The organism is Bacteriovorax sp. BAL6_X (assembly GCF_000443995.1).
GTDB lineage: Bacteria > Bdellovibrionota > Bacteriovoracia > Bacteriovoracales > Bacteriovoracaceae > Halobacteriovorax_A.
Genome location: NZ_AUMC01000010.1, coordinates 742,976 through 769,457 on the forward strand (window position 1 = coordinate 742,976; position 26,482 = coordinate 769,457).

The window sequence follows — 26,482 nt, forward strand, 5'->3', positions numbered from 1 at the left end:
AAAGGGCCAGAGTCTGGCCCTTCTTTTTTAAAATATCACGTCGGCTTCAACTGGATCTGTAATGACAACGTCATCGTCATTACTATCTCCAACTGTAGTATCAGTTGTATCTGTTGGTTCAACTACTTCATATACAGGAGTTCTATTGATGTACTCCGGTCTAAAACCTTGATCAACTGCAATTTGTACTAGCTCTTCATACTTTGATTCAGCAATTTCTCTTTCACGAGTCAGAATAAAGAGTGTATTTCTATCTCTATCCGCTACGATTGCTTCAGTGTATTCTTCATCGAGGTGGATGATTTGGTAATCACCGCCTCCAACTCCAAAGTATCCAAGAAGTGGCACAAAGCTAACCTTAAGTTTTGCATTTGAAATCTCATCAACTACTTTTGCGTACGCTTTATCAACTTTTTCTTTACCGTTAACTAACTGACAAGAATTCTTTACTCTAATTCTATGGTGTTTGAGAGAATACTCTGCCTTTGTTCCCTGACATCTTAAGTTGAAGAATGCAGCGTATGCACCCTGTTGGTACCAAGTCCCTAGGTAGCGAGAAAGGTCAACATACTCAACTGTTTGGAAGTTATTTGCAGGAAGCTCTTCTGATGGCATAAGGACTTCATTGATTTCATGAACAATGATATTTCTATCGTGCTTCTTAATTGTTCCAAGACGTAATGTGCTTGAGTTTAGAATAAACTCTTCACTATCTTGATCCACTAGGATAACTCTTCCGTGAAATGTCTTAACTTCTTTCTTCTGTCTAAGATCTTTCTTAGTAAAGCGTCCGTATCCAATATGATATAGAAGTAGCTTTCTAAGCTCGAGTGGGTTTGCTAGAAGATACTCAACCGTCTCAGGAGGTAGTTTAGCAAATGCCTCATCGTTAGGAGCAAAGATTGTGATCGGGTGATCGATTGTTACAATATCGTCAAGGCCTGCAATTCGGGCAGCGCTTAAGAAATTTCTAAAGCGTCTAGTATGCTTCATTGCACCTACTGTTTCTGTTGTTGATAGTTTTGCCTCTTTTGCACTTTTTCTATCTGCTAAGGCAGTGTTAAAGAAAAGTGGTAGCGCGGCAAAAAAGAATAATACTTTTTTCATGAATCCTCCCATAAGTTATGGAGGAGAATGTATCTTTATATTAACAATTTAGGAGTTTAAGTTTGGTTAAGAAAGGTTATGGCGAGTTAAAGAGAAGGGCCAATAACTTGGCCCCCATTAAACTTATACGTTTGCTTTAATAAGTTGTACTTTAAAGATAAGAGTTGAGTGTGGAGGAATCTTAGCTCCTGCACCGTGCTCACCATAAGCAAGCTCAGAAGGGATTGTTAATTCCCAAGAGTCACCCTCTTTCATTAGTTGAAGAGCTTCTGTCCAACCTTTGATCACACCACCAACTGGGAATTGAATTGTTTGTCCTCTTTGGAATGAAGAGTCAAATACAGTTCCATCAATTAGTTTTCCTTCATAGTGAACTTCTACAGTAGACTCAGCAGTTGGAGTTGCACCAGTTCCTGCTTCTAGTACTTTATATTGAAGACCTGAAGCCGTTGTTGTAACACCTTCAGCTGCTTTATTTGTTTCAAGGTAGGCACGACCTTCTTCAGCTAGTTTATTAGCTGCTTCAGCAAGTTGTCTTGCCATATGCTCTTGGAACTCAGTCATTGTTTTTTGAGTTTCTTCAGCTGAAAGAGTGCTTTCTTCACCTTTCATTGCAGATGCTACTGCATTTGCGAAAATTTCAGCATTGATTTCCATTCCTTGTGCAACAAAATCAGAACCAATTTGGCGACCGATAATGTAGCTTACTTTTTCCATATGAGTTTCCATTAAATACCCTTTGTTTGATTGTATTTTACTAGTTGATGGCACCTTAACATCTAGTCATACGGTACGTCGATACTTTTCGATATATCAGTTACTTATCACTTTCGTCCTTTCTAAGTCTGATAAATCTTGAGTTTGTTTTAAGCTAGACTAATATGTTTTACTTTTTCATATCAGTAATACTTACTTTCATAAGAGTTTATGATGATTGAAGTTGATTAACAGCAATATCCTTGGCCAGTAACTTCGTAAGTTGTGGAATTGTCGAAAAGTATCGACGTACCTCTATCAGCGTAATGTTCCGTTTTTCTCACCAGTTGGATACCAACACTCAGGACGTTCTAGGTCTAAAACTCCATTGATCATTGTGTCAAAGCGGCATTGGGCCTCAGGATAGAATGATGGGTCAGTGTTAAGTTCTGTGGCCACATTTGAAGAAAATGTCTCAAAACTCACTTCATCACCAAGGCTTTTAAAGAAGGCCTGATCGGCTTCCATAGCAGTTAGAAGTCTAAGACAAGTAAAGTACTCGTGCTTGTCTTGCTTTGAGCATAGCTCCTTATAAATAGGTTTCTCTTTTACTTCACGAAGTTGCGGAAGATACTTAAAGACAATTGCTAAACAATCTTTCGTTGCAAAATAATCAGACTGTCCTTCCATTGAAGAGTGATAGCCCATATTCATTGGATCATCTTTCTTAGGCGCACCACCAATTCCGTGGCCGATCTCATGACATGCCGTTAGAGCAAGACCGTCAGGAGTCATTCCCGCAAGTCGAGCAAAGCCACCCATTAAGTAAATTCGGTGTTCAATTTGGGAGCTTTCATTTGTTGCCTGAACATATGAGGCATGAACCATATCAATATCCCACCAATATGAGGCAGGTAAACCTACTATTGGTAAGTTAATTTGCAAAACTTCATTTTGTGATGGAGCAAGTTCGCTATAAGCTTGATAGAGAGCTTCTTTGACTTGCTCGTATTCGTCCTTGCTAACGGCCGCAAAGACTGACTTTGTTAATGTAAATAAACAAACTAAAAGGATTAATTTTTTCATGACAAGGTTCTACCTAGATTTCGAATATTGAACAAGATATCGGGTAAAATTTCATTAAATAGGAGACTTTATGTACCACGAAGTACTTGATTTTTGGTTTGATGAGCTTACCGACGAGCAAAAGTGGATAAAGGATAGCCGCATTGATCACGAGATCAAAAAGCGCTTTGGTAGGCTTCATACGAAGGCTGCAAAGGGAGAGTTATTTGAGTGGAGGGAAGAACATCTTGGTCGCTTGGCCGAAATTATCATTCTCGATCAATTCTCCCGCAATATTTATCGTGGCGATGCACGCTCTTTTGCTAGTGATGATATGGCCTTAGTCTTGGCCCAAGAGGCAATCCTACAAAAAGCGGATGAAGGTTTTACGACAAGAAAGAAACACTTTCTTTATATGCCATTTATGCACAGTGAATCTCTAACAATTCAAAAAGAAGGGCTAAGGCTTTTTGAAAAATTAGATAATGATATGGCCCTTCAGTATATGCATCAGCATATGGGTATAATCGAACGCTTTGGCCGCTACCCACATCGCAATGAAGTACTCGGCCGAGAATCTACTCCTGAAGAGATTGATTTTTTGAAAATGCCAAATTCTAGTTTCTGAGTTATGATTGAGAAATGAAAGATGCAAAACTAGTGTGGTCTGATGAGGCCGGTGATTTAAGAAAGAAAAATAGTAAAAATATCTCTAATGAAGAAGTTAATGAATCTGAACTTGTTTTAGAAATTAGAAGGCTAACTTCAGGAAAGGGAAGAGCAATCGTTGAAATTAGTGGTCTTCCTGCAAATAAAAAGTGGTGTCAGAAACTTGCCAAAGACTTAAAAAAAACTCTTGGTGTAGGAGGCGCATTTAAAAATGACTATATCGAAGTTCACGGCGAAAAACTTGATCAAGTTAAGATATTGTTAAATAAAAAAAAATTACAGTGGAAGCAGACAGGAGGCTAGACTCTGATACCTGAGCGTGTTAGTATTGTAGTCATGTTACGTATTATATTTTCAATATTCACAGTAATTATGATTTTTTTGAGCTTCACTCATGAAGCCCATGAAATTAAATTATCTGGAAATAACTTAGAAAGTATAAAAATACAGAAATCGCAATTAGACCATCCTGATAATTGTGATGATCATGATCGCGGAACGGAACATTGCTATATTCATTGTTCGGGCCTACACTACTTAGTTAATATTGATCATGCTGTAAAATTAAAGTCTCCACTTATTGAGCTAAATAAGAATCAACCTCTTAGATTAAATTTCTTTAAATCCCCAGACCTCGATCCTGCAAAGAAGCCACCTTCTTTATCGTAAATTTTTAAATTTCAAATTTTAACATTCTTATAAAAAAGGATTAATACGATGAATACTAATCGAAGTAGTATCGTGATTCTTGTTATGTTCTTAGGTTTAAACACTTATGGACAGACTTGTCGAATCTCTGATGCTAACGAATTTTTAAACAAAATTAAGGCAAATCATCAAGTAAACCTCATGGCAAAGGCAAATGAAGAAATTCTTGATGGCGAAATTAAGTCGGCCAATCAGGTATATAACCCTGAGGTAGAAACAGAAATCGTTTCAGCTGGAAATAATAAAGTTTCTTCTATGCTTAAGTTAACACAAACTTTTGAACTAGGAGGAAAAAGAGACTCGCGTAAGGCATGGGCTCAGAGATTAAAAGAATTAGGTCGACTTGAATTCAAGGGAGAAAAAGAAAAAGCTGTTTTAGAAAATATTTTAAATCTTTATCGTCTAAGACAAATTGAAGAGCTTATTCCTGTCTATCAAGAATCATATGGCTCTCTTAAGAAAGTCTATGATAAAAAAAGCAAGATTAGAAAATCGTTGTCGCCAAGCCAAGAAGTTGAGTATGAGACTCTTTCATTTGCGATGGATGATTATTATATGAGGTTGTCAGAGCTTAAAGCAGAAAAGGCAAGTATACGAGTACATTTAAAGTTAAATGCAGGAAAGAACTGTGTTGTTTCAAAAAGTGCTTTGCCAAAACTATTTAAATTTAAAGAATTGAACTTAAATTTATTAGAATTAAAGGATAGTACGGGCTACAAGAAAAGACTCGCACAGCTTGCTGTTGCAAAGGCTGAGTATGATGTAGCAAAGTCTAATGCATATAGTGATCTTAGTGTCGGTCCAATGTATGAATATTCAAAGTCTGATGATGAAAAGGAACACGCCTTTGGCCTAAGCCTTACTTTTGACTTGCCTGTTTTTAATACCAATGATGGGGCAAAGGCGAAAGGGATTGCTGCTGTTAAAAAAAGTGAGTATCAGATTCGGTACGACGAACTTGATCTACAAATTGATCATAGAAATTGGGTTCAAAAATATCAACGCTATAAATCAGTTTACAAGAAAATGGCCTCTCAGTCAGTTTTAGAAAAAAAACATAAGAGAATAGAAAAACTCTTTGATCGCGGCGTAATTTCGACATCGTTAATTATTGAGGCACACAGGCAAATGGTAGATTTCTTTACTAGGCGAAATGACTACGAAATCGGAGCAGTCGAAGCTTTATGGAATATCTATTTACTAAGAGGAACAATACTAGAGGAACAAATATGAAAAAAATAATCTTACTTATTTTACTAATAAGCTTAGTTAGTTGTGAATCTAATCACGAAGAGCATAACGAACACAACCATGATGAGCATAAGCATGAAGAGCATCAAGAACATAGTGACCAAGATGAAGAGGATAAAGATGGCCATGATCATTCTCACGAACATAGTGAAGAAGATGGAGAAGGTAAAGATGAAGATGAAGATGAAGATGGCCATGATCATTCTCACGAACATAGTGATCAAAAAACAGGTGAGGGTAAGGCCATTGTTAAAGTAGATGTAAATTATGGAATTCAATTATCTAAAGAAGCTCAAAAAAGGCTTGCTATTAAGACTGTTTTATTTGAAACAGGCTTTAATAATATCCCTGATAATGCATATGTAGTTGTGGGAAAAGAGCGTGCACTTTATCGCAAAAGAAATGGCTTCTTTAAACTTGTTGATGAGCATGAGTTGACCGGATCGTTTACTAAAGGTGATGAAGTTGTGATCAGTGGGATTGGACTTCTTCGAGTATCAGATATCTTTTCAACTGATGAGTCTGATTATGGCCATGCACATTAGAGATCGAGGGGAATAATCATGATGAATAAAATAATTGAATTTAGTGTTCATAATCGTCTCTTTGTTTTTATCGCGACGGCGATTCTAATCATTGGTGGTATTTACTCTTTTGAAAAGTTATCAATTGATGCGGTTCCTGATATTACAAATACTCAGGTGCAGGTTAATACTCCTGTTGAAGGTTTAACTCCTGAAGAAATTGAAAGAATGGTAACATTTCCAATTGAGTCGGCATTAACAGGCATGCCTGGGGTAGAGCAAACACGTTCTGTTTCTAAGTATGGAATCTCTCAGGTTACTGTTATTTTTAATGATGATGTTGATATCTTTCGTGCTAGACAGCTGTCGTCTGAAAAGCTTATTAATATTGACTTGCCTGAGGGGTTAAAGCCAGAAATGGGGCCAATTAGTACGGGTCTTGGAGAGATTTTCCATTATTCCTTGAGTTTTAAGGGAGAGGCCAAGTCAGAAGAAGATGAGATGCTGAAGTTAATGGAGCTTCGCTCAATTCAAGATTGGCTAATTAAACCTAGGCTTTTAACAGTTAAGGGTGTTATCGAGGTTAATACAATTGGTGGTTATGAGAAGCAATACTTCATTCAGCCGGATATTGATAAAATGGCCAAATTTGGAATTCATTTCGATGATATTGAAAATGCCATTGAGAGTACAAACCAAAATGTTGGAGGAGGCTATATTCCTCAAACTGGAGAACAACTTCTAGTTCGTGGTGTTGGACTTTTAAAGAGTATCTCTGATATCGAGAATATTGTCATTAAGCGATTAGGCTCTCTTGATATCATTCGAGTAAAAGATGTGGCAGTTGTTAAGTTCGATAAAGAGATTCGCACAGGAGCTGCAACTCATAATGGAAAAGAGGTCGTAATTGGAACGGCCTTCATGCTTCTTGGGGAAAACTCTCGAGCTGTTTCAATTAGACTTGAAGAACGTATCAATGAGATTAAAAAGGATCTACCTTCATGGGTAAATCTCGAAATCGTTTATAATCGTTCTAATATGGTTAATGCTACTTTAAGTACTGTTGAGCATAACTTAATAGTTGGTGCAGGACTTGTGATGGCCTTTCTCATGCTTCTTGTGGGAAATATTAGGGCCGCAATTATTGTTGCTGCAACCATTCCAATTTCACTTTTAATTACTTTTATTCTTATGCGCTGGCAAAACGTTTCAGGAAATTTAATGAGTCTTGGTGCTCTAGATTTTGGGATTATTGTCGATGGTGCTGTTATTGTTATTGAAAACTGTGTTCACCGTTTACAAAAGCGAACAAAGGAAATTGGCCGTGCCTTAACACGTGCTGAAATTAAAGATCTTGTTGTGGAAAGTGCTATTGAAATCCGTTCAGCTGCTGGATTTGGTGAGATTATTGTTATTACAGTTTTCATTCCACTTTTTGCACTTACAGGTGTAGAAGGAAAAATGTTTGGCCCTATGGCCACAACTTTTATTATGGCACTTGCTTCAGCTCTAGTTCTATCATTCACTTTAGTCCCAGCATTGGCCGCAACATTCTTAAGCTCTAATACACAAGATCGTGAGCCTAAAATCATGCTTTTAGCAAAGCAAGCTTTCTCTCCTATTTTAGAATTAGCATTAAAGTTTAAGAAGGTCGTTCTAGGCTTTGGTGTGTCAGCTATAGCTCTTGGGGGAGTTTTATTTATGGGAATGGGCTCGGAGTTTATTCCTCAATTAGATGAAGGAGACTTTGCTGTTCAGTTTATCCGTCCTGCAAATATTAGCATTGAGAACTCAATACAACTTCAAAGATTAAGCGAAGATGTCATTAAAGAGTTTCCACAAGTGAAGACTGTTTTTGCAAGAACTGGTGCTGCTGAAATTAGTACAGATCCGATGGGTGTTAATATCTCGGACTCATATGTCATGCTTAAGCCTAGGGATGGATGGCCCAAGCAAGAACATATTAAAAATAAGGCCGATCTCATGGAGGAAATTAGAAAGGCCCTTACATTAAATATCCCGGCACAAGTGGCCATGTTCTCTCAACCAGTAGAGTTACGTTTTAACGAGTTACTTGAAGGAACAAGGGCATCTGTTTCAGCTAAGGTTTACGGTGAAGACTTAAAAGTTATTGAAGAAATTGCTGGTAAGGTTTCTGCGGCGATTGCTAAGGCTCCTGGTGCAGGCGAGGTTGAAGTTGAGTCAAAAGGACTCGCTCCAATGATTCAATACACTCCAAAACTTGATGAGCTTGCAAAACTTGGAGTAAGTAGTAAACCTGTTCTTGATGTTATTTCGACAGCTATTGGAGGTGCTCAAGTTGGGGATATCTACGATGGTGTTAAAAAGTATCCAATCATGACTCGCTTATCTGCAAATGAAAGAAAGGATGTTGAGACGATCTCTAATCTACCTGTTGGGATCTCGGAAGGTTATACTGTTAAGATTAGTGATGTGGCAGATATAGAGCTTTCTGAAACTTACTCATCAGTTAGTCGTGAAAACTCTGTTCGCAGACTTGCTATTCTAATCAATCCAGAAACTCGAGATATTGAAAACTTTGTAAAAGTTGCAAAAGAGATTGTTGAAAAAGAAGTTAGTCTTCCAGAAGGTTACTATATCGAATGGGGTGGAAGCTTTAAAAATCTTATTTCAGCTAAAGAAAGACTAAGTGTTCTAGTTCCATTGGCCCTACTTCTTATTTTAGTTATGCTCTATGCGGCCTTTAAGAATTATGCACAAGTCTTATTAATTTTTCTATGTGCACCAATGGCCCTTATTGGAGGTGTCCTTTCATTAAAGATTTTAGGATTACCATTTAGTATTTCTGCTGGTGTTGGTTTTATTGCCTTATGTGGGATTAGTATTCTAAACGGTGTTGTTCTTGTGACATACTTTAATCGACTCTTAGCTGATGGGAAATCTCCTGATGATGTTGTGAGGGAAGGGACAATGGTTAGACTTCGTCCAGTTCTTATGACGGCCTTAACGGATATTTTCGGCTTCCTGCCGATGATTTTTTCAACAGGGTTAGGGGCAGAGGTTCAAAGGCCTCTTGCAACAGTAGTTGTTGGTGGGATTATATCTGCAACTCTTCTAACACTTGTTGTTCTCCCTTCATTGTATCGATTATTTATTGAGCAAATGAAGACTGAATAAACTCTAAGGTCTTGAAACTTAAGAGGAATCTTAAGTTTTAAGACCACTTCTTCCTGTTTAAAATAGGCGTCTAAATCTAAGACATCCATTGGTAAATTTTCAAATAACTCGATAGATTTCCTAGATATGATAATTTACTGCCAGACTTTTAAGAAGGTAAAAGGGAGCCTGAATTGAATAAATTTATTATTGCCACAGCAATCACTCTATTAAGCACACAAGTATTTGCATCATTATCAGTTAATGATGGCCTATCAAGTTGCCGCTTTTCAAAAAGTGAAGCTGCAATTAACTACGCTCGCGCACTTGAGGGTTCTACTAAGGCCGCTGCCTTACTTAAGAGAGGAGATCTTGCGCAGGTTGAATCTTGTTCAACGGCAATGACTGAAGCTCTTGCAAAGGGTGTGAGTTATAATGAATTAGCTAAAACTGTTAACACAAATTTTAATCACCTTGAAAATGGAATGGAGATCACTGTTGAGCTGCGTGGTAAGGACTTCTATGAAGTTAAGGGAGATAATCTTACTGGAACTAAGTCCACAATTGAAGGTGACTTTGATATGGTTATTAGCGTAGAGGGCTCTCGTAATGAAATCACACAAGGAATTCCTGCAAGAGAATTCCTTAATAAGATGAAATTAAATATAGTCTCAAAAAAAGCGGTTCAAATTATTTTTGAAGAATACGATGTGGATACAGTTGTTCCGGCTATTGTAAAAAAATCTCTTTTTGGAAAAATTAAGCAAATATCGATCAAGGCAGAAGACTTAGAAAGAGCAATCGCCCCAGTTCTTTCCGCTCAAGGTCTCGACTTAGCAGAGGACTTCAAGTTGAATACGGAAAAAGGCTCATTCACAATGGACTATTCGGTTTCAGCAATGGATTGTGGAGTCAATCAGCTCGATGAATTCGAGTGTCGCTCATCTTTTATCTTTCAATTATCTGCACAATTTTAATTGGCATAACTAGGGCGAGGCCATGTCGATGGCCTTGCTATCTTACTGATATCTTTAGATCTCTGACATAAATATTTAATAATTGATATAATTACTCCGTTAAGCGTATGGGAGATAATTATGAGGAACTCGATTATTAAGATCTTAGCGCTTGTTGGCCTCTTGGCGACAGCTCCCCAGACTCATGCAAAAATGATTGTGGAGAAAGAGGAGTACTCTGGCGAGGCCATTGTCGAAGACTTTGCTCTGAAGAACTACTATCGTCGCTTCGTAAATATTACGGATAGTTATAATCAAAGACGCAAAGACCCTGAGGTCTATGCTCAGTCCTTTAAAAATATCAAAGAGCAACATAAGTATTTTCGCTGGCTAAAGAAGACTGGCATCGGTGAGCTCCCTCCTGCAACGATTAAAAACGGTGTGGCCACCATTAGAGTTGGTAACTACAAATTACAATATTCCATTGAAACTCTGGTTAAGAATCAATTTCTTTTGAATGAGCGTCCTGTTGACTTCAAGAAGCTTGATTTTAATAAGGCCTTTGATGAACTAACTGAAAAGGTAAAGGCAACACGAAGGTTCACGCTTCTTGATCTTGTGATTCCTGCTGCTCATGCGGATGCCATGAGTGGACTTGAAAATACGCTTCTGGCAACCATGCTCTATGTGAACTCGGACTTCGCTGAAAGAGAGTGGTGTATTTCTTGTGACGATGAAAATGCAGAGGTAACAAAGAAGAACCTTGAGAGACTTCTAACAAGGGTCGATCAAATGCTTAACTCATGTGAAAATGAAACCGCCAAGATTGAAGATATTTATTCAAACCTTTCTTTCTTTGCAGGTGACAACGACCAAGGTGGTTTCCGTTCTGAGTCAGCAACGACTCTAAAAAATCACTTTCCTGCTATTGAAGGTGAGCTTAAGGACTTTTCATGTGAGAAGCTGGTTTACAATGTGTATAAGGATGAAATCAATCCTGCGGACAGAAACCTATTTGTTGAATATTACCGTTTTACACCTGAGAGACAGGCCCGCAATCAAAAGGCCGTGGCCAATTATAAGAGAATTGTAAAATCAAAATGTGATCGTATTGCAGCTCTGAATGTATGTATGATCAGTAATTATTATGGAGCAGAGGATATTTATAATGATTCTCGCTCTCCTGGACAAAAGGAATACGATCGCCGTCGTAAGCCGTCACGAGAGTATCAGATTCGCGGTATTACTCAATAGGCAGCTTAGGAATTATGTGATAGAAAGACGACTATGGACCAATTACAAGAAACATTTGAAGAAATATTAGAAAAAGTAGAATTTAAGAAAATGGATCAATTTGAAGAATTTCTTCATAAATGCATTCATGTCTCTAATGATTCATCTAAGAGTACATATGCCGTCTATGAGAATATGGTATTCAAATTAGATGCATTCTTTAAAGGTTTCGTTAATTTTCAAAATGAATTCGGTAAAGATAAGAAGTATATCGCAGCAGTTCATGCCCTAAGTGCCATTTGCTATGGCCTAGGAATTGAGCTTGAAGACGAAGAGCTTTTCATTATTTACCATCTAAAAGACCAAGGTAAATTCAGAAAAAGAGAAAAAGATCTTCACTCAGAACTTAAAAACCTTTGGGCCGGCTATCCTTACCAAGAATTTGCCATGGCCGATGTGGACTTCTCTCACTCATTAAAAAACTTAATGCGTGCAAAATTCATCGACTACCGCCGCGGAAACCTTCACATCAATCAGTCTTTGATTATACGTTTTAAAGATCGCTATTAAGCACCCGCAAAATTGGCCGCCCAAAGGCGGGCTATTGTTTGCGGTGCTAGGCCCCTTACTCTTCAGCTAGAGATTTACGTCGAGAGCGAGGGTTCAAGCCCGAGCGGTTCGTCTCAAGGCCACCCGCAAAATTGACTGGCCAAAGCCAGTCTATTGTTTGCGGTGCTAGGCCCCTTACACTTCAGCTAGAGATTAGTGTCGAGAGCGAGGGGCCAAGCCCGAGCGGTTCGTCTCAAGGCCACCCGCAAAATTGACTGGCCAAAGCCAGTCTATTGTTTGCGGTGCTAGGCCCCCAACTCTTCAGCTAGAGATTAGCGTCGAGAGCGAGGGTTCAAGCCCGAGCGGTTCGTCTCAAGGCCAATGGGAAAGTCTACGCAATATAAAAACGATATTTTCACGAAGTGAAAATGAGTAACAAATTTTAGCCAAAGAAAGTCTGTCATCGTTTTCTCATATAGCCAATTTTCATAATTAAAATCTTTAGCATTTCTTGAGGTGGACACTCATTGTTCCTATCTTATTTAAACCTATTCCTAAGTTGTTAAATTAGTAATGTTTAGTCCTTGTTGCCCGATAAGTAGTTATCAATTCATTTTTAGGGGTAATCAAATTGAAATTTAAAGAAGTTGTTAGAGCTATGTTTGAAGATTTGATCCAGGTGCTTTTTCTTTATGCAAGGTCAACGAAAAAGCACCTGGATACAAAGTTCATAGTCAGTTTAGTTGCTTGTTTATGTTCTAGCGTCTATGGACGTGATCTTTTATATGGAACTTTAGAGCAGCGTTTTTCCGGTGACCTTAAAGAAAAGGTTGATAAAAATATATCCGAATTTAAGACAAAAGCCGATAAGATAGAGAAGAAATATGAGATATATATTTCTAGCTGCGTGAGTAGTCTGAAAAAAAATCAAAACCTTGAAGAGTATACAGACTGCGAAAGGAGGCAGCGTTATTTATTTAAGAAAAAGTTTGGAGAGAGTCCTGGCTACATCATTTCTAAAATTGATTTGAATATTGAGGATATCTATGTCGCTAATATATTTAAGAGCGCTAAAGGAAAAGAGTCTATTGGGAAACTAGGAATTAAGTTTGAGAAAGAACCTGGTGCAAGGGATGGAGTTCAAGTTAAGATATATGTAAAGCTAAAGAACGAACATTACTCTGATTTTGTATTTACGTATGGAGTAGTGGAGAAGTTTGAAAATGGACGTGTAAAACTTTTATCGAATCAAGATATGTGGATAAATGTTGATGAAATGAAAGAAGTGTTTAAGTTCAAAGACGATGTTTTTAAACTTACAAGAGAAGAGTTGAGAAAGAAATACACATTTGCTGGAAAAAGTTTAGGTTGTGAAGGTAAGAAATTTGCATGCGTTGATAGTTGCGGAGTTAGTAAGGTGAAGGATGATCATGTAATCATGTATCTTGAGAGTGATGATGACCTATTAGATGAGGACAAGGTACTGATTAATGAGTTATTGAATTCAAATGGTGAGTTTGCTTGTTATGTAAATTTACTTCTTTAAGTTGTAAAGCGATGGGAGCTCTTATCTTTGGTAGTGAAAAAGCACCTTGAACCGAATGCTAATTTATAGGACAGGCTTGTGTTAGATTTTATATTTATATTCTTGTTACTTTATTTTTTACTTTCTCACATTAAAATAAAGGAGAGGAGAGGATTCTATATCCTTTTTATTTTATGTTATTTAATCTTAAAACCAATTGCATGGGGGGTGTTAGTAAAAGATGACTATAAAGTTAAAAATAAATACCTTTTTGATTTGTCTAGTGAGTCTCTTGAGCGAGCAGATTGGTTTGCTAGAAATGCAACGCTTTTATTCCCTTTGTGGGGAGTTGTTTATTTTATAAAAAGTAAGATTGCAGAGTCTAAAAAGTATCCATATCTTTCTGATGCGCCTTATTTTTTGAAAGATCTTTCAAAGAGGTGTTTTGACATAAATGAATCATATTCCTTACAAAATGGGGCATGCCGTCAGCTACTTGAAGCTCTTTATAATATAAAAAATAACGATGCTTTCTCGAGGGATTTTATTAAGGCGATTTGGGATATAAATATAAAAAAGAACTCTAGGTTTAGTGTGTCAAATTTTGAGCTGTGGAGCGGCAGAATGAGGGATAGTTCGCGTTATAGTATTAAAATTCCTTTGAAGTGTGGGATACCTGAAGAGGTATACTTATACTTTTCTCTTTTGAATAGTGGGCAGCCTGTGCAAGATATGCTTTCCTATTATAACTCTATGTTTGCTAACGGGGCATGTTCCGGTTTTTCTTACTCTTATCATTTAACTCTAAGAAGAGCTATTCAGAGTGGTTATTTTTACAATGTTGAAGATCATAATGATGACATAATTTTATACGCTTATGATAATCCTTATATCTCTCGTGCTTTAAGTTCACTTTATACCTCAGATTTAAATTATGAAAGAAAGAGACCAACATATTTTACTCGACTTTCTAAGTATTACAGAATAACTGCATGTAAATATAGACCAAAATACAACTTCAAAGATATAGAAGAAAACTGTAGAAAATATTTTGGATATACTGAATAATATAGCTGTCCTTGGGTTTTTATTAGTAAGATTTGATCCAGATGCTTTTTCTTTACGCAAGGTAAACGCAAAATTACCTCAAATCAAAGTCTTATAGGTAATGATCAGAATTAAAAATCGTTATTAAGAGCTTCAAGGAAAATCTTCCCAAAGCGCTTAAGCTTCTTAGGCCCAACCCCATAGATGCTTTCGAGATCATCGAGAGTTTGTGGGCGTTGGGCGGCCATCTCCATAAGAGTCTTGTCTGGAAAAATCTTAAAGGCCTGTGTGCGTTTCTGTTTGGCAAGCTTTGATCGTAGAACTTTTAAATTCTCATACGTTGTTTTATCTGTTCCGTCATTAGGCTTATATGTGGCGACAGCTTTCTTGCGAGTTGTGGCCTTTTTGCGAACTGCTTTCTTCTTTGTTGCTTTTGCTTTAGTCGCAGTGGACTTTGATGCTGGTGCACCTTTTTTAAAGTCTGCACGAATCATGACTTGCTTGCGATCTTCAATAACATCGATGGCCGATTGAGTAAGTTTTATCTCTGAACTTCCGTCCATAACCATCTTTAGATGACCTTGAGCAATTAGTTGGCGACATAGAGAATAGAGAAACCCTTCGTCTTCCTTACTTGCATAACCAAAGCTTGTGATATGGTGGTGGCCATTTTTTTGAATGACGCCAGAAATATTTCCTTTGAGAACATCGACGATATAGTGGACGTTGTAGCGCTGGTCAGTTTCATAAACACAAGTGAGAACGGTCTTGGCAATTTCAGTTGCATTAATAAGCTTCTGCTTAGTCTGTTGACTTAAGCAGATATCACAATTACCACATGGGCCTTGATAGGGGTCATTAAAGTAATTAAGAAGAACTTCGCGGCGACAAGTTGTGGCCTCGCAAAAACCAAGAATGGCATCAAGCTTTTCTTCATTCACGCGGCGACGAGCTGCTGCGCCAACGCCTTTATTAGCAATTCTTTTTAAAAGAACAAGATCTCTTAGCCCATAGAACATTAAAACTTGAGAAGGGAGTCCGTCGCGTCCTGCTCGTCCCGTTTCCTGATAATAAGACTCAAGACACTTTGGCATATCCATATGGGCAACAAAGCGTACGTCGGCCTTATCAATACCCATTCCAAATGCAATAGTTGCCACAACGATGACATTCTTTTGGGTGATAAATTTCTCTTGAACTTTTTCGCGGTAGCTGGCACTCATTCCCGCATGGTAGGCATAGGCCTTAAAACCAGCCTTAACTAATTTATCTGCACACTCTTCGACACCCTTGCGTGAAAGGCAGTAGACGATTCCTGATTGGCCATCAAGATTATCTTGAACAAATTGCGTGAGACGATAGAAGTCTTTTTCTTTCGTTGTCTTCTTTTGAACTTCGTATGTAATATTTGGTCGATCAAAAGAGCTGATAAAGAGACTTGAGCCATGGAGGTTTAGACAGCGAATGATCTCACCACGTGTTGCTTCACCGGCCGTTGCTGTTAGAGCAATGCGAGGGATGTCGGGAAATTTCTTTGTGATCATGCCAAGCTGCATATACTCAGGTCTAAAGTCATGGCCCCATTGAGAAACACAGTGGGCCTCATCAATGGCAAAGAGAGAAATCTCAATGCGATCTAAGATTCGCTGAAAGTATTCGTTCATCATACGCTCCGGCGAGACGTAGAGGATCTTTATATTTCCATTGAGAAGATTTCCCACAATATCATCTTGTTCACTATGAGAAATTGATGAGTTTAAGTAAGCCGCTTCGACGCCTTTTTCAATAAGGGCGTCAACTTGGTCTTTCATAAGAGCGATGAGGGGAGAGATAACAATGGCCGTCCCAAAGCGGGCAAGTGCTGGAATTTGATAGCACAAAGACTTCCCACCACCTGTTGGCATGAGGACCAGTGCGTTATTTCCTGCAATGACACTTTCCACAATCTTTTCTTGATTGCCGCGAAAGGTACTATAACCAAATATATTTTGAAGTATCTCGATTCCTTGACTCACTAATCTAGTTTAACTGATGAAAGAGGGCCAGCAAAGCATTAATAAAGGCTTTGTTAAATCTTTGTAAAAAAGCGAAATGAGCTTCGCTATTTTTGCTGTGATGCCCTAAAATAATATGATTGGAGTTGTTATGAATAAAATTTTACTAGTTCTATTAATTAGTCTCTCAACTTTTGCTGCGCCAAAAGTTCTCTTTCTCGGAGACTCTCTTACTGCCGGATATGGAATTGATCCAGAGAAGGCCTACCCAAATCTTGTGAAAGATATCTTGAAAAAAGATGGAATCAAAATTGAAGTCATGAATGCAAGTATTAGCGGCTCTACTTCAGCATCTGCAATCTCTCGCCTTAAGTGGTCACTAAGAGGCAAGCCAGATGTCATGCTTCTTGCCCTCGGGGCAAATGATGGGCTACGTGGAATAAAGCTTCATTCAACAAAAGAGAATTTAAAAAATGCTATCAAGCTTGCAAAGAGTAAGGGTGTAAAGGTTATTCTCGCTGGAATGCAGATCCCTCCAAATTATAGCCCTGAGTATACGAAAGAATTTCAAAAAATGTTTCCTGACTTAAAGAAAGAAGAGGGAGTTACTCTTCTTCCATTCTTACTAAAGGATGTAGCAGGACAGCGTCAGTATAATATTGATGATGGCATCCACCCAAATGAGGAAGGACACAAGATTATTGCAAAGACGGTCGCACCGTTTATAAGGAAAGCTTTATAATGACTGAATTAGTATTATCACTCAAAGAAGTTAGAAAGGATTTTTCTCAAGGAGAAGAAATCCTCAATGTTTTAAAAGGTGTTGAGCTTGGAGTTAGCGAAGGGGAGACCATCGCAATCCTAGGTAAATCAGGAAGTGGAAAATCAACGCTCTTATCACTCTTATGTGGAATTGATGATGCCACTAGTGGTGATATTTCATATCGCAATAATTCACTTAAAGATCTAAATAGTGAAGAAATCACTGATCTTCGAGCAAAGCATATTGGTGTGGTCTTTCAACAATTTCATTTATTAGAACATCTAAATGCATATGAAAATGTTTTACTTCCTCTAGAGGTTAATGGTGTTTCCGATAAAAGTCGTGTTGATTACTTTCTTGAAAAAGTTGGCATGAGTCATCGAAAGACCCACTTCCCAAATCAATTAAGCGGTGGAGAGAAGCAGCGAATTGCCATTGCTCGCGCTCTCGTAACTCACCCTGGAGTTCTTCTGGCAGATGAGCCAAGTGGAAGCCTTGATGAAAATACAGGTGATGAAGTCATGAATCTCATTTTTGATATCGTTCGCGATGAAAAGATGAGTCTTATCCTTGTTACTCACGATAAGGATTTAGCAAAGAGGTGTGAGAAGATTTATCACTTAGAAAATGGAGTGCTAAGTCTTGAAGCTTAAAATGGTTATGCGAGAGCTTAGAAGCTCTCCAATGTTCTTTATCATCTTTATTCTAAATCTCTCGATAGGAATGGTTGGTCTTTCAACCATCGAAGTCTTTAAATCCTCTTTTGATAGTGCTTTAACGGCAAAGTCAAAATCTCTACTTGGATCTGATATTTCAGTAAGCTCGCGAATTGCGATCACGAAAGATAGCTTAGAGATTGCAAAATCTAATCTCGACTATAGTGAGATGACTCGCAACCGCTCACTCTATTCGATGCTCTTTAACGGCGAAAAAAGTCGACTCGTCAATATACGAGGACTTGGTCACGGGTTTCCTTTCTATGGTGAGATCCTAGCAAAGAGTGGCAAGAGCTTTCGTGATTTAAAAGATAATGAAATCTTTATATATCCTGAACTTGTTGGTCAACTTGGTCTTGATGTAGGCAAGGACATAAAGATTGGATCTAAAATATTTAAAGTCGCGGGGATTGTCGAAGAAGATGGTTCTGCCGGTTTTTCCATGGGGCAACTTGCTCCAAGACTCTATCTAAAAAATGAAGTTCTTGATTCTACTGATCTTATCAAACCTGGTAGTACAATTTGGCGAAGCCTACACTTTAAGATGGCCAAAGAGTTAAGCGACAAAGAGCTTATTAAAAGGGAGAAAGATTTAAAGGCCAAAATCATCGACTCTTCTATTCGCATTCGCTCTCCTCAGTCTAATTCTGAAAGAGTCGGGCGTTCAATGGATTATCTCGCTGACTTTCTTGGGCTTGTTTCTCTATGTGGGCTATTCCTAGCAGGTTTAGGCCTCATCTACCTCTTTAGAGGATTCCTTTTAAAGAGAAGAAAGGATTTAGCGATTCTTGGATTTATTGGTATGAGAAAGAAAGATATCTTTAAGATCTATACGTTAAAGCTTTTCTTTCTAGGCCTATTTGGTTCACTTTTAGGAATTGCAATTGGGACGGCATTTAGTCCTGTTATACAAACCATGGTCAGTCGAAATTTAGGAATTAATTTTGCTCTTGAATTTAGCCTTTCAACTTTCTTTGTCACAATGGCCGTAGGGGTTGCCTCTACAATTGTCTTAGCACCAGCTCTTATTATTCCTTATTTAAGAGTCGATCAAAAGGCACTCTTTGATCATGATACGAGCCTTTCAAAGAACTTCTATGATTATTTGTTATTTATTCCAATTGTAATTTTCTATTGGGTAATGGCCATCTACTTATCTGAAAGCTTGATTGTTGGTAGTGCATTCATTGCAGTCTTCCTACTTATTGTGGGGGTCTTCTTTCCTGTGGGAAGTTTTGTTCTTTCATGGCTTGGAAAATTTAATCCAAAGCTTAGCTTATCATCTAATATGGCCTTTAAGTATGTGACTCGTCATAAGATTTCAACATTGTTTATCTTCTTATGTCTGTTCATTTCAACAAGTCTTATGACTCTTATCCCTTCAGTAAAGAATATCATTGGAGCGGAACTTTCGATGCCAGCAGAGGAGCGTCCTGTTTATTTTCTCTTTGATATTCAGCCTGAACAAGTTGAGGATCTAAAAACTTTTGTTTCTCAGAAGAAGCTGGACCTTCTCAATATCAGCCCAATGGTTCGTGGGCGACTCGTAAAGATTAATGGTGAAGGTTATAACCCAGAAAAACTTGGGGATTTAACAAGAGAAGAACAAAGAGAACAACGTAGTCGCAATCGCAGTGCTAACTTAAGTTACCGCGATCATCTTGTAAGGGGTGAAGAGATTGTCGAAGGACGTATGCCTAAGCGTTTTGACTTTGAAAGTGATGAAGTGGCAGAAGTTTCATTAGAACAACGTTATGCGAGTCGTTTGGGTATTAATCTTGGTGATGAGCTTGAGTATAATATTCTAGGGATGCCTATTATTGCTAAAGTTGTAGGATTTCGCTCGATTCGTTGGACGAGCTTCCTGCCAAATTTCTTTATCTCATTTGGCCCAGGGGTTCTTGAGGATGCTCCAAAGACTTTCATTGCTGCCATTGGAAAAGGTGAGGGTGATGTTAATGATCAGCTTCAATCAGACTTTGCGGCCAAGTTTCAAAATGTATCTCTAATTGATATTCAAAGCTCCCTTAAAAGGGTTGCAACAATTATGGAGAGTATCACAAAGATTCTCGTTACAATGAGCTTCATTGTCTTTCTTGTGGGGCTTCTTGTGATCTACTCTCTCATTGCACACCAATTAGAGTCTCGACGAGAAGATATCTCACTTATCAATATCATTGGGATTCGTTTTAGTGAGATTAGAAAGTCCATTATGAAAGAGATGGCCTTAATGTCAGTGAGTGCCGTTGTTGTTGGAGTAACTCTAGGACAGCTTGTGACTTATGCTGTTGCAAAACTTCAATTCGATTTAAATTATATTTTCAGCTCCACTGAAATTATCGGCTTTGCTATTTTAATCATCGTTCTTTCAATCTTAATTTCTTTTTCTTCATTTAATCGATTCATTCGAAAATAAAAAGGGCCACATTATGTGGCCCTCATATAAGTATTGAATCTACCAGTTATATCTTTCGGCACAGAAATAACGGTAATCGTATTCGTAGTCATTTAGTTCATCACGAAGATCTGCACATAGGTCATAGCCTGTCGAACACGAGTATGTGTAGAAAGTTCTTTGAACTGAATCGCTCCAGCTGTCAACAAGCTCGTAGTTACATGTATCGTAAGCACTGTAGCGGTGACGGTATCCATTGTAGATAAAGTATGGGTAGTCGTAATCGTAATCCCAGTAGTAACCATCAACATAAGAGACACTAACTCTTAGCCAACGGTTATTATAAACATAGATTGGTCTTACTGTTCTGTGATAGTCACGGGCCGTTGTCCAACGACGATTGTGTCTTACATAGTCACGGTTTGGTGTGTGACGGTAGCGGCGGTAAGCGCGTGTCGGATCAGGTCTTGTTCTGCGACGATCGTCATATCTTCTATCGCGTTGTCTATTCCGGCGCGAGTCTCTGTTATATCTGCTATCTCTAGCATCACGCGAGCGACGATTTCTTAATTCGTCATCATTATTATTTCTTCTTCCTCTTTCCGGTGCGGCGAAAGTCGTTGCAGTCAGGGCCGTAAGGACTAGTAGTAGAACCAATTTTTTCATAAAACCTCCCTCTAAGTTTTAACTGAATTTGGCAATTTCTAGCCCGTGGGATGACTTTTTTGAAATTAAAATTTTGTATAGCTAAAGAAATTTACTTTCTTACATTTTAAATTACGGGATTTTGTATGCTTAGAGGATTTTCTTACAGGAATTGAACTTGTAATAAGGTAAAAGTGGCAAAAAGGCCTCATGAAGAGGCCTTTTGTATTTGAAATTGATTATGCTTTTGATGCTAAGTAGTCATCGTAGCTAACGTACTTATCTTCAATCACTTTTCCTGTTGTGTGGTCAAGGTCGATAATACGGTTTGCTACCGTTTGAATGAACTCGTGGTCATGAGAAGTAAAGATTAGATTACCTTTAAATCTTGTAAAGCCTTCGTTCACTGATGTGATACTTTCAAGGTCAAGGTGATCGGTAGGTCCATCAACAAGAAGTACGTTGGCACCTGAAAGCATAAGCTTTGACATCATACAACGAACTTTCTCTCCCCCTGAAAGAACATTAGTCTTCTTAAGGGCCTCTTCTCCAGAGAAAAGCATTTTACCAAGGAAGCCACGAATAAATGTTTCATCTTTGTCTTCTGAGTATTGTCTTAGCCAATTCACAAGATCGTTCTTACCATCCATGAAATAGCTTGAGTTATCTTTAGGGAAGTAAGACTTTGTGATTGTTACACCCCATTCAACAGAACCTGAATCAGGCTCCATTTCTCCCATAAGGATTTTCATAAGAGTCGACTTAGCAACATCGTTCTCACCGAGAAGAACAATCTTATCGTCTTTGTTAATCATGAACGTAACATTATCTAAAAGCTTAACGCCGTCGATTGTCTTAGTGATTCCATCAACTCGTAGAATTTCTTTTCCTGCTTCACGCTTAGGATCGAATTGTACAAATGGATATTTTCTTGTCGATTTTGGAAGGTCATTAAGCTCAAGCTTTTCAAGTTGCTTTTGTCTCGATGTTGCTTGAGAAGACTTTGAAGCATTGGCAGAGAATCGTTGAATGAAGGCCTTAAGTTCTTTGGCCTTGTCTTCTGCTTTCTTATTTTGGTCTGCACGAAGTTTTTGAGCAAGCTCTGAAGACTTTCTCCAGAAGTCATAGTTACCTGCATAAGTTGTGATCTTACCAAAGTCGATATCTGCAATATGTGTACATACTTTATTTAAGAAGTGACGGTCGTGGGATACAACGATAACTGTCTTTTCATAATTTAGTAGGAAATTCTCTAGCCACTGAATGGCCTTGATATCAAGGTTATTTGTCGGCTCATCCAGAAGAAGAATATCTGGTGAACCAAAAAGTGCTTGAGCAAGAAGAACCTTAACTTTCTCTGGCCCTGTAAGCTCTTTCATATATTTGTAGTGGTACTCAGTTCCAATTCCAAGACCAGAAAGAAGAATTCCGGCTTCAGACTCAGCTTCATAACCATTCATTTCAGCAAATTCACTTTCAAGTTCTGCTGCCTTCATCCCATCTTCATCATTGAAGTCTTCTTTCATATAGATGGCATCTTTTTCTTTCATGATTGAGTAAAGTTTCTCATTACCCATAAGAACAGCTTGAAGAACTTGTTCTTCTTCGTACGCGAAGTGATCCTGTTTAAGTATAGAAAGTCTTTCACCTGGAGTAATATTGATTGTTCCTGTATTAGGTTCAACTTCTCCAGAAAGAACTTTGATGAATGTAGACTTACCAGCACCGTTGGCACCAATTAAACCGTAGCAATTACCTGGCGTAAACTTGATATTAACGTCTTCAAATAGCTTTTTGCCACCAAAGCTTAAACTGACATTGGAAGTGGAAATCATAAATTATCCTTCTTATTTAAATTATCAATGAATTAACGGCTTCACCTTAAACTATTTAATGCGATTAGTCCATGGATTTACTGAACTGTTAAATGAATATTATTTTTGCTTTATCCCTTCTATTTTTACTAGAGCTGGCCATGACCTACAGTATGATACTGATATTACAAGGAGCTAGAAATGAAGTTCTGGGCCACTCTCGTGGTGATTATGTTCTTTCTATTTAAGACTGTGCAAGTCTATTCTTATCAACCACATTTTCAAACCACCTATAGAATTAAGGTCTCGGATGAAGGGCATCCTGCTGCACTATTAGAGTTACCACGTCGCTATTACTCAAAGAAAAAGTGGCCACTTGTGGTCAATATTCATGCTTATACTAGCTCAATATTTCTCCAATATCTTTTAACTCGTCTTTCTTTTCACAAGGACCGGTTAGGTTTTATGATTCTTACTCCTGAGGGACGCAAGAACCCAAAAGGAGAGCGTTTCTGGAATGGGGGAAATTTTTGTTGCGATTTTTATCAGTCGGGAGTTGATGACACTCTTTATCTTAAAAATCTTATTGATTATATCGCAAATCATCCACGTTTTGATCGTATTGACATGAGTAGGATCTATTTCTTTGGCCACTCTAACGGTGGTTTTCTTTCGTTTAAGATGGCCTGTACTTATCCTGAGTACGTTACAGCAATAGGGGTGTTGGGAGCAACACTAGATCTTCGTGATGAGAATGGTGAAGTAATTGTTGAACAGGACCCTTGTCCTGAAGTCAGGGCCATTCCTATTTTTCATATTCATGGGACAAAGGATAAAACGATTCCATTTGCCGGAAAGGATTATTATCCAGAACATTCTTTTGGCCATGTCGGGGCGCAAGAAGCTGTGGAGAAATGGATTTATCACAATCGCTGCAACTTGCAGTCTGATGACAATAGAACGAATGCTACTTGGTTTGTCAGAGGAAAGGAAACGACTATAAAGACTTATAGTGATTGTGAAGACGATGTCGTTATAAAGTTTGCCGTTGTGAAAAAAGGTCAGCATGCAGAACTTTTGAGGTACTACTTTTATCGCAAGATGCTTAAGTTTTTTCTGAATTACAACAATTCTCAGGTGGAATGAAATGATTCATTATTAAGCTGCAATTTAAGCATTCTTGTCTTCATTTGGACTCTTAAACATCTATAATAAATGTAAATATGCAGAAAGGTGGTTTCTATGAGCAAAGAATATCAAATCATTTATATCAGCGAAAAAACAGGTGACTTTAAACCAGAAAAGGACTTGGATAAGATTGTCTCTTCTTCGTTTAGAAATAATAACGCTAGGGATGTAACAGGTGTTTTAATGTATAATAGTGGCTTTTTCTTTCAGGTTATTGAAGGCAAGAAAGATGATGTTATCTACACATATAATAAAATTATTTTGGATACTCGTCATCAAAACGTGAATTTATTGACGGATCGTGAGATTGAAAATCGTAGTTTTGAAAATTGGCCATTGGCCTTGGTTAAACTCAATGATATGGACTTAGATGTTATTGATCATGTGATAGCATGGAATGATTTAATAAATGATTCTCGTCGAAAAGAACCAATCTCTCAGGAGAAGGTTGACCGCTTGATCGAAGCATTGCGCTACAAGATTGATATGGATACAATATCATCAAAAGCGGCTTAGACTTTTCTCTAACTTGTTGGCGTGATAATATTCTATCATGTCAAATCAAGTTATCGTTGCCATTGTTGGAGGAGGCCCTGCAGGCCTCTTCTGTGCTTATGAATTATTAAACTCTGGAATAGAGGGAATTGAGGTTCACCTATATGAACAAACTGGTGGAGTTGGTAAGAAATTCTTAGTTGCAGGAAATAGCGGACTCAATCTTACTCATAGTGAAGAGTTAGATAAGTTTGCAAAAAAATATTTTAAAGATGAAGAGCTTTTCTCCTCTTTATTAAAAGACTTTAGTGCAAGTGATCTTGTCTCATGGGCAAACTCCCTTGGTACGGAAACATTTGTCGGAACAAGCGGGAGAATTTTTCCAAAGAAAATGAAGGCTGCAGATATCTTACATCAATGGATGAATACACTAAAGTCACATGAAAACTTTCATTTGCATCTAAAGCATTCTCTTAAAAAAATTACGCCAGACGGTGACTTGATCTTTAAGTATGATCATAGTGATAAGGCCCAAACAGCGGACTATTATATTCTTGCCATGGGTGGGGGAAGTTGGACTAAGACCGGAAGTAACGGGCAATGGATGGATTATATCGAGGCCCTTGGAGTAACAACAGCTCCTCTTAAGGCCATGAATTGTGGATTTGAGATAGATTGGTCAAAACACTTTCAAGAAAAAGTTGATCGTGGCTTTGTTAAGAATGTTGTTGTCTTTAATGAAACTCAAAAAGCTAGAGGGGAGATCATGTTAACTCCTTATGGTGTTGAAGGCGGTGCCGTTTATGCTATTTCCAATGGGCTTCGAGATGAACTGGAGCATACTCAAAGAGCTTATCTTCATATCGACTTTAAACCAGATTTAAAACTAGAAGAGGTCATAGAAAAACTTTCAAATAAAAGTAAGGATTCTCTAACTAATCGACTCAGAAAGCAATTAGGCTTTGATAAGATTGCTACTTCTTTACTTTATGAAGTTCTTGATCGCACAAAGGCCCAAGTGAATATTGAGTACTTGGCCATGACGATAAAGGATTGTCCAATTGAAGTAAAAAGATCGAGACCAATAGAAGAGGCAATTTCCACTTCTGGAGGTGTTTGTTTTGAAAGTTTAAATGATGATTTATCTGCTATTAAAAATAATCATTACTACTTTGTTGGTGAGATGCTTGACTTTGAAGCACCAACTGGTGGCTATCTCTTACAGGGCTGTTTCTCGACTGCATATAGGGCCGTAAAATCAATAAAGAAGAAAGAAGGTATCGATGTTTAAGTTACACGAAGTTTTAAAAAGAGACTTAATTGAAATAGATGATATGAAACTCTCAAAGGTAATGCTCTTACCTGATACGGAAAACCCATGGGCCGTGATTATTCCAAAACGCGAGGGGATTCGAGAAATTCATGAGCTCTCTTGGGAAGATCAAGTGACTTTATTAGAGGAGATTAATGAGGTAAGTCGCTTTCTTACTGATAAGTATGGGCCTCAAAAATTAAATATCGGGGCCCTTGGGAATATGGTTCCTCAACTTCATGTGCATATAATCTGTCGTTATGAAAGTGATCGTTCTTGGCCAGATGCAATATGGGGGACGAAGCCAAATAAAGAAATCTATAAAATCAGTGACTTAGAGGCAACGTTTAAAGCGCATTTTGGAGCGTCGCGTTTATCCAAGTGACAAGGATCAGCAAAATAAATTTTTTTTCTTTTTTCTTAGGAATTATGGGAACACTGAGGTAAAATCTTTCTAACGAAAAAAATTTTTTTACGAGGTTAATTAAATGAGTACAGGTAAAGTTAAATTCTACAATTCAGCTAAAGGTTTTGGATTTATCACAAAAGATGACGGTGGAGATCTTTTCTTCCACATTTCTTCAGTTCAAGGTGGAGAGCCAAATGACGGTGATAGCGTAGAATATGAATTAGGTGAAGGTCCTAAAGGTCCATGTGCCGTAAATGTAAAAGTAGTTCAAGGTTAATTTTAA

The 26,482-nt window shown here is 38.0% G+C and carries 25 protein-coding genes; 19 read left to right on the forward strand and 6 right to left on the reverse strand.

The annotated features are described in order from the left end of the window. Positions 1 to 27 precede the first annotated feature (27 nt). The 3 genes from M902_RS16210 to M902_RS16215 form a co-directional block, all read right to left on the reverse strand. Entirely contained in the window at positions 28 to 1,107 is a 1,080-nt protein-coding gene (locus M902_RS16210; protein WP_021268284.1) for a lipocalin family protein, read from the reverse strand. A gap of 123 nt (positions 1,108 to 1,230) precedes the next feature. Beyond that, positions 1,231 to 1,836 (reverse strand): FKBP-type peptidyl-prolyl cis-trans isomerase, encoded by a 606-nt coding sequence (locus M902_RS14240; RefSeq protein WP_021268258.1) that lies wholly within the window; start codon positions 1,834 to 1,836, stop codon positions 1,231 to 1,233. A gap of 285 nt (positions 1,837 to 2,121) precedes the next feature. Next, on the reverse strand, positions 2,122 to 2,889 hold the full coding sequence (locus tag M902_RS16215; protein WP_021267915.1) for a hypothetical protein: 768 nt from the start codon (positions 2,887 to 2,889) through the stop codon (positions 2,122 to 2,124). Between the two features lie 70 nt (positions 2,890 to 2,959). On the opposite strand from M902_RS16215, the gene M902_RS14250 reads away from it, so the two are divergent. The 11 genes from M902_RS14250 to M902_RS14300 all read left to right on the forward strand — a co-directional run bounded on the left by M902_RS14250 (position 2,960) and on the right by M902_RS14300 (position 14,489). Then, positions 2,960 to 3,496: a DUF924 family protein gene (locus M902_RS14250; RefSeq protein ID WP_021267949.1), complete on the forward strand. Its 537-nt coding sequence runs from the start codon at positions 2,960 to 2,962 to the stop codon at positions 3,494 to 3,496. 14 nt (positions 3,497 to 3,510) lie between these two features. Then, entirely contained in the window at positions 3,511 to 3,840 is a 330-nt protein-coding gene (locus tag M902_RS14255) for a translation initiation factor SUI1 (RefSeq protein WP_021268622.1), read from the forward strand. 33 nt (positions 3,841 to 3,873) lie between these two features. Continuing rightward, positions 3,874 to 4,206: a hypothetical protein gene (locus M902_RS14260; RefSeq protein WP_156979899.1), complete on the forward strand. Its 333-nt coding sequence runs from the start codon at positions 3,874 to 3,876 to the stop codon at positions 4,204 to 4,206. Between the two features lie 48 nt (positions 4,207 to 4,254). Beyond that, entirely contained in the window at positions 4,255 to 5,478 is a 1,224-nt protein-coding gene (locus M902_RS14265; protein ID WP_021268479.1) for a TolC family protein, read from the forward strand. Further along, on the forward strand, positions 5,475 to 6,041 hold the full coding sequence (locus M902_RS14270) for a hypothetical protein (protein WP_021268424.1): 567 nt from the start codon (positions 5,475 to 5,477) through the stop codon (positions 6,039 to 6,041). The genes M902_RS14265 and M902_RS14270 overlap by 4 nt, the downstream gene beginning before the upstream one ends. 18 nt (positions 6,042 to 6,059) lie before the next feature. Then, complete coding sequence (locus tag M902_RS14275; protein ID WP_021268217.1) at positions 6,060 to 9,179, forward strand: efflux RND transporter permease subunit; 3,120 nt, start codon at positions 6,060 to 6,062, stop codon at positions 9,177 to 9,179. 173 nt (positions 9,180 to 9,352) lie between these two features. Next, positions 9,353 to 10,135: a hypothetical protein gene (locus tag M902_RS14280; protein WP_021268346.1), complete on the forward strand. Its 783-nt coding sequence runs from the start codon at positions 9,353 to 9,355 to the stop codon at positions 10,133 to 10,135. A gap of 120 nt (positions 10,136 to 10,255) precedes the next feature. Further along, on the forward strand, positions 10,256 to 11,368 hold the full coding sequence (locus tag M902_RS14285; protein WP_021267946.1) for a hypothetical protein: 1,113 nt from the start codon (positions 10,256 to 10,258) through the stop codon (positions 11,366 to 11,368). Positions 11,369 to 11,401: 33 nt separating this feature from the next. Next, entirely contained in the window at positions 11,402 to 11,917 is a 516-nt protein-coding gene (locus M902_RS14290; RefSeq protein WP_021268647.1) for a hypothetical protein, read from the forward strand. A gap of 610 nt (positions 11,918 to 12,527) precedes the next feature. Beyond that, a complete protein-coding gene (locus M902_RS14295) occupies positions 12,528 to 13,442 on the forward strand; it encodes a hypothetical protein (protein ID WP_021267854.1) in 915 nt (304 codons plus the stop codon). Between the two features lie 78 nt (positions 13,443 to 13,520). Continuing rightward, the gene (locus M902_RS14300; RefSeq protein WP_021268299.1) at positions 13,521 to 14,489 is read left to right on the forward strand and encodes a hypothetical protein; all 969 of its coding nucleotides are present in this window, start codon (positions 13,521 to 13,523) and stop codon (positions 14,487 to 14,489) included. Between the two features lie 110 nt (positions 14,490 to 14,599). On the opposite strand, the gene recQ is transcribed toward M902_RS14300, so the two are convergent. Then, complete coding sequence (gene recQ / locus M902_RS14305; protein ID WP_021268175.1) at positions 14,600 to 16,483, reverse strand: DNA helicase RecQ; 1,884 nt, start codon at positions 16,481 to 16,483, stop codon at positions 14,600 to 14,602. A gap of 130 nt (positions 16,484 to 16,613) precedes the next feature. Between recQ and M902_RS14310 the strand changes: the two genes are divergently transcribed. The 3 genes from M902_RS14310 to M902_RS14320 are packed head-to-tail and all read left to right on the forward strand — an operon-like array spanning position 16,614 to position 20,357. Beyond that, entirely contained in the window at positions 16,614 to 17,204 is a 591-nt protein-coding gene (locus M902_RS14310) for an arylesterase (RefSeq protein ID WP_021268519.1), read from the forward strand. After that, the gene (locus M902_RS14315; protein WP_021268096.1) at positions 17,204 to 17,878 is read left to right on the forward strand and encodes an ABC transporter ATP-binding protein; all 675 of its coding nucleotides are present in this window, start codon (positions 17,204 to 17,206) and stop codon (positions 17,876 to 17,878) included. The genes M902_RS14310 and M902_RS14315 overlap by 1 nt, the downstream gene beginning before the upstream one ends. Next, positions 17,868 to 20,357 (forward strand): ABC transporter permease, encoded by a 2,490-nt coding sequence (locus M902_RS14320; protein ID WP_021267850.1) that lies wholly within the window; start codon positions 17,868 to 17,870, stop codon positions 20,355 to 20,357. The genes M902_RS14315 and M902_RS14320 overlap by 11 nt, the downstream gene beginning before the upstream one ends. A gap of 39 nt (positions 20,358 to 20,396) precedes the next feature. Here the strand turns inward: M902_RS14320 and M902_RS14325 are convergent, their stop codons facing one another. Together M902_RS14325 and M902_RS14330 are read right to left on the reverse strand one after the other, a co-directional pair. Then, positions 20,397 to 21,002 carry a hypothetical protein gene (locus M902_RS14325; protein WP_021268745.1) on the reverse strand — a complete coding sequence of 202 codons (606 nt, stop codon included), beginning with the start codon at positions 21,000 to 21,002 and terminating at the stop codon, positions 20,397 to 20,399. A gap of 218 nt (positions 21,003 to 21,220) precedes the next feature. Further along, positions 21,221 to 22,816, reverse strand: a complete 1,596-nt coding sequence (locus tag M902_RS14330; protein WP_021267890.1) for an ABC-F family ATP-binding cassette domain-containing protein — start codon at positions 22,814 to 22,816, stop codon at positions 21,221 to 21,223. Positions 22,817 to 22,996: 180 nt separating this feature from the next. Between M902_RS14330 and M902_RS14335 the strand changes: the two genes are divergently transcribed. From M902_RS14335 to M902_RS14355, 5 genes are all read left to right on the forward strand, one after another. Beyond that, positions 22,997 to 23,941, forward strand: coding sequence for a PHB depolymerase family esterase (locus tag M902_RS14335; protein ID WP_021268677.1), 945 nt, complete (start codon positions 22,997 to 22,999; stop codon positions 23,939 to 23,941). Positions 23,942 to 24,037: 96 nt separating this feature from the next. Beyond that, the gene (locus tag M902_RS14340) at positions 24,038 to 24,499 is read left to right on the forward strand and encodes a BLUF domain-containing protein (RefSeq protein ID WP_021268210.1); all 462 of its coding nucleotides are present in this window, start codon (positions 24,038 to 24,040) and stop codon (positions 24,497 to 24,499) included. Between the two features lie 37 nt (positions 24,500 to 24,536). Further along, the gene (locus M902_RS14345) at positions 24,537 to 25,769 is read left to right on the forward strand and encodes a TIGR03862 family flavoprotein (RefSeq protein WP_021268327.1); all 1,233 of its coding nucleotides are present in this window, start codon (positions 24,537 to 24,539) and stop codon (positions 25,767 to 25,769) included. Continuing rightward, entirely contained in the window at positions 25,762 to 26,175 is a 414-nt protein-coding gene (locus M902_RS14350) for an HIT family protein (RefSeq protein ID WP_021268620.1), read from the forward strand. The genes M902_RS14345 and M902_RS14350 overlap by 8 nt, the downstream gene beginning before the upstream one ends. A gap of 103 nt (positions 26,176 to 26,278) precedes the next feature. Further along, positions 26,279 to 26,476: a cold-shock protein gene (locus tag M902_RS14355; protein ID WP_021267754.1), complete on the forward strand. Its 198-nt coding sequence runs from the start codon at positions 26,279 to 26,281 to the stop codon at positions 26,474 to 26,476. Positions 26,477 to 26,482: the final 6 nt, after the last annotated feature.